The organism is Microcoleus sp. B7-D4 (assembly GCF_036705125.1).
Lineage (GTDB): Bacteria > Cyanobacteriota > Cyanobacteriia > Cyanobacteriales > Microcoleaceae > Microcoleus.
The window spans coordinates 61514-72673 of sequence record NZ_JAUBTT010000015.1; the positions used below are offsets into that span (position 1 = coordinate 61514).

Consider the following 11160-nt stretch of genomic DNA (forward strand, 5'->3'; position numbering starts at 1 on the left):
TTACATCCGTTACAGAATCCGTTGCCGAACTTCCTTCTTCCTTCTACCTGACATCCGTTACATCCGTTACATCCGTTACACAATCCGTTGCCGAACTTCTACCCCAACAAACAAGCTGCGGGAAAAATCAGATATTCTAAGAAAAACAACTTCCAGATAAACTGATAAAATGCAGCAATTTCTCTTTTATCGTCCAAATCAACTTTCGCGCTCCAAAACCACATCAAACCCAAAGCCGCCAAATGAGAAACTGCCAGAAACACTAAATTAACATTAGACAATACGATCGCTCCCGCCAAAGTCGCGCCCAAATAACAAACCGTCAACACCCAGCGAGATAAATTAAAGACGGCCGGCTTGCCCAGCTCAATCGTAAACGTAGTAATATTATATTGCTTGTCCCCTTCCATGTCGGGGATATCTTTAAAAATGGCGATCGCAAACGTAAACACCACAACAAAAACCGTCAGCACCCAAACTTCCGCAGGAATCTCAAAAGACATACTCTTCAAACTCCAGCCCGAAAAAGCGCTTTTCGCCATTCCCAAAGCCAACACCCAATTAAAGTGCAAAAATAACCCTAAATTTACGATCGCGCCCCGCACAGTAAAAATGCACAGCGCCGCCCACAAAGGAAAGCGTTTCAGCCGAATTGGCGGCAGAGAATAAGCAGTCCCAATCGCCAAACTAACGCCAACGGTAGCCAGCAAAAACGGGCCTTGCAAAACTGCCGTCAAAATTGCTATAATTCCCGTGGCAATTACAATTAATTCCCCGGTTTTCCGAGAAAACACTCCCGATGCGATCGGCAAATACGGCTTATTAATTTTATCAATTTCAACATCTTCTAACTGGTTCAATCCCACAATATAAATATTGCCGCAAATGCAAGCCAACCAGGCACAAGCTAGGGTTCCAAATACAGGATTCACAAACAGCCTCGCGCTTTGGGCGATCGCGTACAAAGCCAATACACTCAAGCTAGTACCCACAATTGTGTGCGGCCGAGAAAATTCCCAAAATGCCCTCGCCCAGCTTTGCGGAGCCGAGCTATTTTTATCAATCCAAGACTTGCCCATCGAATCATTGCCCATAAATCTCACACCCGCACCAAACAAATAATATTCTGTAGGGTGTGCAATGCACACCTTACTCATCAACTCAAGACTCAAAACTTCTCTGATATATGCCTGTTATTTTACAGCACAAATCAGCCCAAAACGAATCAACCCGCTCTGATATCCACGGCTCATCAATCCGAGAGCAAGTGCAGCTTGAATAGTCGTCCAACCGCTCGTTAGCAAACCCCAAATCGCGCTCGGAGTCAAAGCAGAATCGATCACCACATCCCAAAAAGGAGCAACAGCTTTTGACCAATCAGCGCTGCGAATACTTGTCAAAGGCAAACTGCGGACAATTTCCTCATATTCCGGCAAAGAAATCACATAAGGCAAAGCATAAACCCGGTAAATTTCTGCCAATTCCTTTCTCTCTTCATCAGTTAATTCACCCGCCGTTTCTCCCACCGGGCGGTGACACCAAGTAGCCAAAATCAAAGTTCCTCCCGGCTTGAGTACGCGGCAGCATTCCTGCAAAAACTTAATTTTGTCGGGCATATGTTCGCCACTTTCGAGCGCCCAAACCAAGTCGAAGGACTCATCAGGAAAAGGCATATTCAAAGCATCGGACACCAAAAAATTCACATTGCTTTCTAACCCAGCAATTTTAGCGCGTTCAGTCGCTCTGTTTGCCTGTACCGGACTCAGAGTTATCCCGGTAGCTGTAACGACGCTAGCGCCCGTTTTATTTGGTTCGGCAGATATGCTAAAATCACGATCGCTCCTGCCATCCAACTTTAAATTATTTTCCGCGATCGAACTAAACTTTTGAGTCAAATACAGTGTGCTGCCGCCGATGCCGCAACCGACATCGAGAATGCGGTAAGATTCACAGAGTGCCTTCTCTGACGGTACTCCAGCCCAGCCCAGCAGTTCTTCTATCAAATCTATCTGAGCCTGTCGGCGCTCTTTTTTCAAATTGCCATCCGGGCCGTAGTAACCGTGGTGCATATGTTCGCCCCACACCTGCTCCCACAAACCGCTAGAAGCGTCGTAAAGTTGCTGAATTTGCTGGTAAAGTGTTGATGTCATCGCCGGATCGCAAGTTATTAAAGGAATTCTACCGTTATTTTCCCGATGTTGTCATAGAATTTGGCGATTGAGTTCGATCGGTCTCCGGCATTCGCCAGATAGAGATGTCCTGATTTCCAGCCCGACGCTCTATTTGTGGGTTCCCTCTCAAACCTCAAATCTCAAATCCATTTGTGGCTTCCCTCTCAAACCTCAAATCTCAAATCGATTTGTGGGTTCCCTCTCAAATCTAAAATTTCACATTGATTTGTGGGTTGCGTCTCAAATCTAAAATTTCACATTGATTTGTGGGTTGCGTCTCAAATCTAAAATCTAAAATCTAAAATCTAAAATCGAATGACTGTCTCGCGAACCATTGCTTTGGGCTTTCTCGCTGTCATCCTCATAGGTGCTCTATTACTGATGATGCCCTTTTCCACAATTGATGGAACTTGGAGCGATCCAATAACAGCACTGTTTACCTCTACTTCCTCTGTCTGCGTCACGGGCTTGTCGGTTGTAGATGTCGGAAAATATTACTCTTTTTGGGGGCAACTGTGCCTAGTTTTACTGGTGCAAATAGGAGGGTTGGGCTACATGACAGCCACGACTTTCTTGCTGCTGTTATTGGGCCGCCGCTTTGGCTTGAAAGACAAAGTTGCCCTGCAACAATCTCTCGACAAATCCGGGCTAGCCGGCGTCGTACAACTCGTGCAGTCAATTCTAGCAACAACGCTTTTGTTTGAATTAACAGGAGTGTTTTTGCTGATGACGGTTTTCGTCCCCCAATACGGATTTAAACAGGGTGTGTGGTCTGCTATATTTCACAGCGTTAATTCCTTTAACAACGCTGGTTTTAGCATCTATTCAGATAATTTGATCGGCTACATCAGTTCGCCTATGGTTAACTTCACCGTCACTGGTTTAATCATCTTTGGGGGAATCGGCTATCAAGTAATTATGGAAATGTACCTGTGGCTGCGCGATCGCTTCAACAAAAGCCCTATCTGCACAGTTTTTTCCCTGAACTTCAAAGTTGTTACCACTACAACGGCTGTCCTTTTAATTTTAGGAACGCTAGCCTTTTTGGTGCTGGAATACGACAACCCAGACACTTTCGGCGCTCTAAATTTTCCTCAAAAGCTGATGGCAGCTTGGTTTCAATCTGTTACTCCCCGCACGGCCGGGTTCAATACAATTAGCATTGGCCAAATGACCGAAGCCTCGCTATTTCTGACCATCGCGCTGATGTTTATCGGCGCCAGTCCTGGCAGCACCGGCGGCGGAATCAAAACCACAACTTTTAGGATATTGTTTTGCTGTACCACAGCAGTTGTCGAAGGCCAGGAAGATGTGGAGTGCTATCAGCGTCAGATCCCGCCACCAATGATTCTGAAAACCATTAGCGTAGTCTTCGGTTCCCTGTTGGTCGCGTTCACCTCTGCAATTTTAATCGAGCTGACCAATCCCCAAGTAGAATTTATCGCAGCGCTGTATGAAGCAGTTTCAGCTTTTGGCACGGTCGGTCTTTCCACTGGGATTACACCCACGCTTTCAGCGATCGGTAAGTTGATTTTGATTGCTACAATGTACATAGGTCGCGTTGGGATACTGCTGCTGGTGAGTGCTGCCTTCGGCGACCCAAAACCCAGGTCTTTTAAGTATGCTGAGGAAAGTTTGTTAGTGGGATAAAAAAATCCTGTCTCGTTGCTGATAATCTAAACAATGGGTGACAACCCAAATCAACTTTTACTACTTACCCAAAAATCAAAAGGAGGCGGCGCTGTCTCTGTTCAAATTTAAACAGCAAGACGCTCAGCGCTGGAAATTTAGTGAACCTGTCATCTTTGAATTTTTTTCGCACTTTGCGCGCCGACAACAAGCAGTTTGCCGTTATTGGTTTGGGACGCTTCGGCAAAGCTGTGTGTTCGACTCTGCACGGCTTGGGTTACGAAGTCTTGGGAGTTGACACCGATGAAAAAAAAGTAACTCAAGCTTTGACCGATCGTATTGCTGCTCACGTTGTGCAGTTAGATTCTACTGAGCCTAGCGCTCTTGCTGAAGCCGGCATATTTGAATTTGAAACAGTGATTGTTGCGATCGGCAATTACCTAGCAGAAAGCATTACCACCACCCTTAATCTTAAGGAAGGGGGGGTACGTCACGTAATAGCCAAAGCTTCTTCGGAAACTCACTTAAAACTGTTGAAAAAAGTCGGCGCAGATCATGTAGTTTTTCCAGAACGAGAAATGGGCTGCTCTTTGGCCCGCCTTCTTACAAAACCCAGCATTTTAGAACGCTTTGACCTGGACCCAGATCACAGCATCGTTGAGTTGCTCGTTCCTGAAAAGTTTGACGGTAAAACCATCTCCGAATTGGAGCTCCGGCGCAAGTATGGTTTGAACTTGCTAGCAGTCGGGCGCGCCGACAAGTTCGAGATTAATCCGGAGCCAAGCGAACGCTTGAGAAAGGGCGACGCGATGGTAGTAATTGGTTCTAATAAAGATATCAATCGCTTGCCAATTTAACAGAGCGGCATTTTATGCACATATAGCAACAGTCTTGGACTCAGAAACCCGGTTTCTGGAGTTCCGAGTGTCTAAGTCCTCAGCAATTCTTGCGGGATGTGTGAAAATTTCAGACTCTTACAAACCCGGTTTATCTTAGATAAACCGGGTTTCTCTGTCAATCTTGATGTTCTAATTTTTAACTGAAATATCTAAATTGAATTTCACCAGTTCTGGGGTTGGTTCCGTCTTTGCGACCCCCTCGGAGAACCTAGCCAGACAAATCGCGAAAAATTTTAACAAAGTAGCAGCACTCGATCGCGCTCCCGCAAATCATAGGAGCGCTAGCCCTGAAAATTCAGCCGACTTTCAATATTTTTTGCAAATAAGCTTTGCCAAAAACCACCACCGCCAAGACTAGAGCGAGTTCAACAGGCCAAGGACACGCCGCCACAAACCAAATTAACGAACAAACTCCAATAATTGCAGCTATCGGAGCCGGAATTCCGTCTAGCGTTCTATTGTCAGTCCCGGCAGTCACCCACCCAGCAATCAAGCAGACCGTCAACGGAATCAAGCAACTTGTGATCATGATTTTTACCCCATCAATTTTTTTACATATGGCATCTGAACATATTGTAACAATACATCAAAAATTGGGAAATGCACCATGAATTGCGATAAAATTTAAGATTACATACTTAATAAATAGGTAGGCGGAATTAAACTGATCTATGTAACAGTATGTAAACAGGCTTGACGTAGCCACCATTAGGGAATTGGGATACTTTACAATCATTGACATACTTGCGTTTGACAGCGCCTACCTACTGACGCTGGGATCATAATAGTTGGTAATTTTTAGCTTCGGCTATCTCCGAAGGCAGAATTATAGCGGTTCTCAAGCGTGGTGAGGTATGCCCTATGCCCTATGCCCTATGCCCTATGCCCTATGCCCTATGCCCATGAGTACCTCATATGAGAGCTCGAAAGGCTATAGGTTGGCATCAGGTAGAATTGAGGGATTTTTTTTTCTAAAGAAGTGCTGAAAGCTTTCTACCTTGAGATGAATTGCAATGCGGCCATCTCTGCAAGTTATAGTGAGGATTGCAGTCAGTTACTGTAGAGCGTGAATCAATGCTGGGCAAATTTTTTCGCAAGCCAGAATCAGAAAACATCGATCGCGTCCCGCCGGGTCAATACCTCGCCAACGGCTTTCCTGTGCTGACCTACGGCGATACACCCTCTGTCAGCATTGAAAGTTGGGAATTTAAAGTCTGGGGATTGGCAAAACCAAAAACCTTCACTTGGTCGGACTTCCAGGCCATGCCCCAAAGTAACTTTACTGCGGATTTTCACTGCGTCACCCGGTGGTCAAAACTCGACGTGCAGTGGACGGGAGTCAAAGTCACAGATTTTATGAACTACATAGAAGTCGATCCGAAAGCTATGCACGTCTTGGAACACTGCTACGGCGGCTACACGACTAACATTGCGATCGCCGACTTCCTCCGAGAAGAAAACTTTTTCGCCCACACCGTCTTCGGCGAACCTCTATCCGCAGACCACGGCGGCCCAATGCGGCTCGTAGTTCCCCACTTGTACGCTTGGAAAAGCGCTAAATGGATTAACGGCCTGGAGTTTACAGAAACCGAAGAACTCGGTTTTTGGGAACGCAACGGCTACCATCGGCGGGGCGAACCGTGGGCAGAGGAACGCTATAGCGGTCTGTTTTGATGCGGGCGATCGGGAGCAAGGACGGGGCCAGAGCTTCTCTATACAATCTTTGTTGAGAGGCAATCCGCTCTTTTACCGCTTCAATCTGCAGAAATTGCATCGGGTCGATCGCATCTTTGGGATATCTGACGCGACGGGCTCTATCTAATTCAACCAAAATACGTAAACGCAACGATCGCATTTTGTACGTAATTTACCCGATAGATAAACTACTTTAACTCCCCTACACAAGTCCCAAAAAACAAATATTCCCAGTTTCGGGTTAATATCAAACTCCTTTAACTGTCAGTGTACACAAATATTACCGTATTTATACTTAAGTATCGGCGGTTGAGGATGGAGACTTGACAATATAATAAAAAATTAGCATAAGCCCGATCCAAATCAGTTTTGCTCACCCGCCCTCCCATGCCCGCGACTGCAAGGTTTCAATCCACAATATTTATAATTATTTAGTGGGTATTATTAGGGAGCGATCGCCCGTCTGCAGATGTGATCGACAGCATTTATGAAGGTTATGTAAAGGCTTGATAAAGAATTGGTCAAACTTTACCTAAAGTACCCCAACTGCAAACAAAGTATCGCATAATGAAAATATTAAGACCATCGCACAAAAGGAACAGGTTTATGAATACCAAACTCTTATCCGCCCTAGCAGCTACCGCCGCCGCCACAGCTCTGTTTGGCGCCGGATCTCCCGCTCAGGCCTTCTCCTTTGGTACCAACGGCATCACATTCAGTCAAGATCAAGATGTCAAGTTTAAATTCAAAGAGTCTCACGGTGGGTATACTTCCTCTTTGGGAATCTACCAGGTGAACGGCTTCACACTCGCTAACGTTGCCAAGTTATTTTCGGAAACTAAATCCTCAGACGACGGCAGCGCTAACGAATGGAAAGGAACTTTGGGCAATACCGTCACGGGTTCTGGCGAGGTAGTATTCAGATTCTTGGCAAATCAAGTTTACACTTTGGGACTCTCCAGCACTTTCGGGGAGGCGTCGAAGGGCATGGTCTACTCGACATCAGGGCTGAACCTGAACGTCGCCTCTACCGGCAGCCAGCAAGCCGTGTTTGGCGCCGCGCCGCTGTGGAGCGCACTCAACACAGCAGCAACCAACAGCTTCGGAGATGCCGGAAAATTCACAAGCGGAGTAGGTTCTCTGTTTAGCGGCGGCACGGTGATCTCCTTCGACGATCGTGGTGGCGGAAACGACGCAGACTTCCAAGACTTCACAGTCAGCGCAGAAGCAGTTCCCGAACCGATGACAATGACTGGTTTGGCTCTCGGTTTGGGTGGCTTGGTTGCAGCCCGCCGTCGCCGCGCTAGCAAGACGACTTCATGATTTTTTCAACCGGAACAATCTCCTCAATGACGCTTGACAAAATAAAATTCAATTAGGAGGCGCGCTAATGAGAAATCGGCTCGCCTTTTGCTTAATTTGAAAAGTCAGAAGGGAGAAGTCATATCAATTCTGGTGGCACTCCTCCGGAATTATTGACTGTTGACTGTTGACTGTTGACTGTAGAAGGAGGGGTCGCCAAACTGAATGATGGTTGGGTGTTGGATGTTGACTCGATTTTACGCCCGACTTTCGCAGCGCGGATTTGATATCAGAGGAAAGTTCGGCCACGCCCAGTGTACGGGATTTAACGGAGTTAACGGATGGGTGTTGAGGGAAGAAGTCAAGCGTGAAGCAAGAGGATTTTTCCAACTCTCCAACTCTCCCACTCTCTCCCTCTCTCCACTCAAAATTCAAAACTCAGTCACGGTAAATTGTTCGATCGTACAAAGTCACCAGTACCGATTGAGGAATTTTAATGTCGGCCCGGATGCACGCTACTTTAATCGCCACCACAGCCCTGGTGTTTGTCCGTCGCACATGTGCTTGTTCGCGCAGCGTCCAATAGCGGACAATAAGATGCAAAGAACCATCGTTAAAGCCTGAAGTATCAACATCATAGGCTAAATTTAAAGGCAAGTTAGTTCGCCTGCGGGGCAGGCCTATTAGTAAGCTGTTGTGCATTTAAATTGTATATTGAGGGCGTGATCACCTGCCCAACCCCTACTCCCCACACCAGTAAAGATTTATTTGACTATGCAATTTAAATGCGGATTAGCTTACCCGCACTGAATTGGCAAATACGATCGCCTTCGGCATGATAACTCTCTCTCCCCGATCGCTAATAATTTGAGTTGAACGCAGCAAAATCTTTTCAACAGTACCTTCAAAGCCTTCTACAATTATTATCCGATCGCCCCATTGAAACGGTTCGTGCAACAGCAAAAATATTTCCGCTAAAAAGTATTTGAAGATGTCTTGGAACGGGAAACTAATCCCTACTGAACCAAGTCCTAACCAACTGATGATATCTGCAGGCTGCCAAGCTGGGAACGCCACGCAGGCGCTCAAACTGCCAGCAGCCCAAGTGAGAGTGTCAAATAATTAAAGAATGCCACGCTAACACAAAAGATTGAGATCGATCGCCGGACAGGAATGTTTGACTCTCACTGTGCAGGTGACTCCATCGACTAGCTCGCTAATCATAAAAATTTTTACGGGATGCGGGAAACGAGCGCGGCTTTAGCCCTGAGAGGGAAGCGACACGGGGGACTTCAGTCCCCGTGTTCTTCCTTTCTTAATTAGCCGAATGGTGCGGATCTTCTATGTATTTTTTCACAACTTCACTACTAATATTACCTGCGGTGCTAACAAAATAGCTGCTCGTCCATAAGGACGGCAGCTTTTTTAGTTGTGGAAACTCAGCCCTTAAATGATGGCTAGAACGTCCTTTGAATGCCTTAACGACTAGCGCAGGAGTATCCATCGGATTGACTGCAACGAATAAATGTACATGATCTGGTGCCACTTCTAAAGCTAGAATATCCCAACCTTTCTCAGTCGAGAGTGCTAAAAACAGCTCTCGCAGCCTAGTTGCTATATCTCCAACTAAAACTTTCTTGCGACGCTTGGGTATGAAGACAAAGTGGTAATTAAGTAAGAACTTGACGTGGTTGTGGGTTTTGTACTCCGGGAGAGGCAACATAAAGTTTTGTTGTTATAGCTTGACTTGTCCACTATATCCACCTAAACTGAATAAATCAACTAATTTGCAGGAAAAAGAGGTGGCTAAGCCTAAGAAAACAATGGGAGTACAGCAAGTATTGCTGTCTCCCACCAAAGAAGTTGAGGCAGTGCTAAATTACCTTTGTCGGCAATCTGGTAAGCTGTACAATAGTGCTGTTTATTTTGCTCGCCAGACATTTTTTAAGACTGGAAGGTTGCTGACGGGGAAGTTTGATTTATCTTTTGAACCGTCAATTGCAAAGTCGATGGTTGCTAAGTCGTTACCTTCGACACCCATGCAGCAAACTTTAATGTCGGCAACAGAAGCGTTCAAAAGTTTCAAAGAGCTAAAAGCTTTGTATAACAAGGGTCAACTACATTTTAGACCCAAGCCTCCGAGCTATTTAACAGGTTCTAAATTGTTTAAAGTTGCCTACCCGAATTCTGGTGGATTAAAGCCAGTGCTTGTCGGCGACCAGTTGAGATTTTCTCTGGGTTTAACAGTACGGCGCTGGTTTGGGATTTCTGAAGTATTTTTGCCCAGGCCGTCAAATGTTGACTGCTCAAAGGTTAAAGAGTTTACGATTCTCCCGAAGAATGGCGCTTTCTATTTGGAGTTGTCTTACGAAGTAGAATGTCAGCAGCACGCTTTAGATTATAGCCAAGCGCTATCAATCGACTTGGGAACTGCTGACAACTTAGCGGCTTGCGTGGACACGCTGGGAAATTCCTTTTTAATTGATGCTCGCGTTATGAAAGCGATGAATCAGCTTTGGAACAAAAAAGTAGCAACTAGAAAGGAAGGAAAGCCCACGGGTTACTGGGATAACTGGCTAGACCGTGTAACCCGCAAGCGCAATCACCAGATGCGCGATGGCATTAATAAGGCTGCGAAGTTAATTGTTGAACATTGCTTGAAACACGGTATCGGCAATTTAGTAATTGGATGGAACCAAGGTTTTAAGTCTAATGCCGATATGGGTAAGCTGAACAATCAAAAATTTGTTCAGATGCCGTTAGGAAAGCTGAAAGACCGACTAAGCCAATTGTGCAATTTACACGGCATTAAGTTTACTGAAACAGAAGAAGCGTATACGTCTAAAAGTAGTGTGCGTTTCGTTCTGAAGAAACCCAGAAATGGGGGGAATTCAGGCTCTAGCAAGGTAATCCAATATGGATTGAGTTCGCACTTTAATCCCTTGTTAGATGACAACTTGTTCGTCTTGTGGGTGAGAACACTGTTCAAGTCCCATCCCGCTGGTGCTGCGGTGAAAGCATCACCCCTACGGTAGCGACTAGCCATCAATCCGTAAAGCGGGGTGAAAAAGCGGTAACTGGAAAACCTATTCTAGAATCCTGCAAAGCAGGAGTTTATGGGTAGCGAAAGCAAAGGTACATCCGAACCATCGTGATAGACAACCAGCGAAACAGGTTGATACGCTGGGAGTCCCAAAAGGGCAAGGATTGGTAATAAAGGGATTTCACCTTCAATTTACCACAGGGTTGGCAATTACTCGCTTGACCAACTAAGCACTCTGTAATAAACCCGGTGGAAAGTACCACCCTAAAAACTCTAAACAAAGACGAACAGGAACGAAATAACCTACCGTTTGCTCTCTGAAAAGTCGAATTTCAGAGTAGGTGCTAACCGGATGCAACGGCAAGGAGAGATTGGGTCAAAAGCGAAAGCTCCCTTGTAACGAGGGAGATATGCAGACAGA

11 protein-coding genes are annotated in these 11160 nt (G+C 45.8%); 5 read left to right on the plus strand and 6 right to left on the minus strand.

Features of this window, described 5'->3' with window-relative positions; genetic code table 11:
- Window positions 1-98: 98 nt before the first annotated feature.
- On the minus strand, window positions 99-1157 hold the full coding sequence (locus QUB12_RS08425; RefSeq protein ID WP_333306363.1) for a homogentisate phytyltransferase: 1059 nt from the start codon (window positions 1155-1157) through the stop codon (window positions 99-101).
- A gap of 36 nt (window positions 1158-1193) precedes the next feature.
- A complete protein-coding gene (locus tag QUB12_RS08430) occupies window positions 1194-2150 on the minus strand; it encodes a methyltransferase domain-containing protein (protein WP_333306365.1) in 957 nt (318 codons plus the stop codon).
- 336 nt (window positions 2151-2486) lie between these two features.
- Here QUB12_RS08430 and QUB12_RS08435 point away from each other — a divergent pair, with 336 nt between their 5' ends.
- Both QUB12_RS08435 and QUB12_RS08440 read left to right on the plus strand, forming a co-directional pair.
- A complete protein-coding gene (locus QUB12_RS08435; RefSeq protein ID WP_333143397.1) occupies window positions 2487-3821 on the plus strand; it encodes a TrkH family potassium uptake protein in 1335 nt (444 codons plus the stop codon).
- A 140-nt stretch (window positions 3822-3961) separates the two neighbouring features.
- Window positions 3962-4657, plus strand: coding sequence for a TrkA family potassium uptake protein (locus QUB12_RS08440; protein ID WP_333143396.1), 696 nt, complete (start codon window positions 3962-3964; stop codon window positions 4655-4657).
- Window positions 4658-4994: 337 nt separating this feature from the next.
- Here QUB12_RS08440 and QUB12_RS08445 read toward each other — a convergent pair whose 3' ends face one another.
- Entirely contained in the window at window positions 4995-5228 is a 234-nt protein-coding gene (locus tag QUB12_RS08445; protein ID WP_333143395.1) for a hypothetical protein, read from the minus strand.
- Between the two features lie 545 nt (window positions 5229-5773).
- On the opposite strand from QUB12_RS08445, the gene QUB12_RS08450 reads away from it, so the two are divergent.
- Both QUB12_RS08450 and QUB12_RS08455 read left to right on the plus strand, forming a co-directional pair.
- Window positions 5774-6373: a sulfite oxidase-like oxidoreductase gene (locus tag QUB12_RS08450; RefSeq protein ID WP_333148216.1), complete on the plus strand. Its 600-nt coding sequence runs from the start codon at window positions 5774-5776 to the stop codon at window positions 6371-6373.
- 627 nt (window positions 6374-7000) lie between these two features.
- Window positions 7001-7717, plus strand: a complete 717-nt coding sequence (locus tag QUB12_RS08455) for a PEP-CTERM sorting domain-containing protein (protein ID WP_333148218.1) — start codon at window positions 7001-7003, stop codon at window positions 7715-7717.
- A gap of 417 nt (window positions 7718-8134) precedes the next feature.
- Here the strand turns inward: QUB12_RS08455 and QUB12_RS08460 are convergent, their stop codons facing one another.
- The 3 genes from QUB12_RS08460 to tnpA form a co-directional block, all read right to left on the minus strand.
- Window positions 8135-8398 carry a hypothetical protein gene (locus tag QUB12_RS08460; RefSeq protein WP_333148220.1) on the minus strand — a complete coding sequence of 88 codons (264 nt, stop codon included), beginning with the start codon at window positions 8396-8398 and terminating at the stop codon, window positions 8135-8137.
- 90 nt (window positions 8399-8488) lie between these two features.
- Window positions 8489-8773, minus strand: a complete 285-nt coding sequence (locus QUB12_RS08465; protein WP_333300625.1) for a mechanosensitive ion channel domain-containing protein — start codon at window positions 8771-8773, stop codon at window positions 8489-8491.
- 238 nt (window positions 8774-9011) lie between these two features.
- Window positions 9012-9419, minus strand: coding sequence for an IS200/IS605 family transposase (gene tnpA, locus QUB12_RS08470; protein ID WP_333148224.1), 408 nt, complete (start codon window positions 9417-9419; stop codon window positions 9012-9014).
- A 79-nt stretch (window positions 9420-9498) separates the two neighbouring features.
- Between tnpA and QUB12_RS08475 the strand changes: the two genes are divergently transcribed.
- Window positions 9499-10731 (plus strand): transposase, encoded by a 1233-nt coding sequence (locus QUB12_RS08475; RefSeq protein WP_333306367.1) that lies wholly within the window; start codon window positions 9499-9501, stop codon window positions 10729-10731.
- The last annotated feature ends 429 nt before the right edge of the window (window positions 10732-11160 follow it).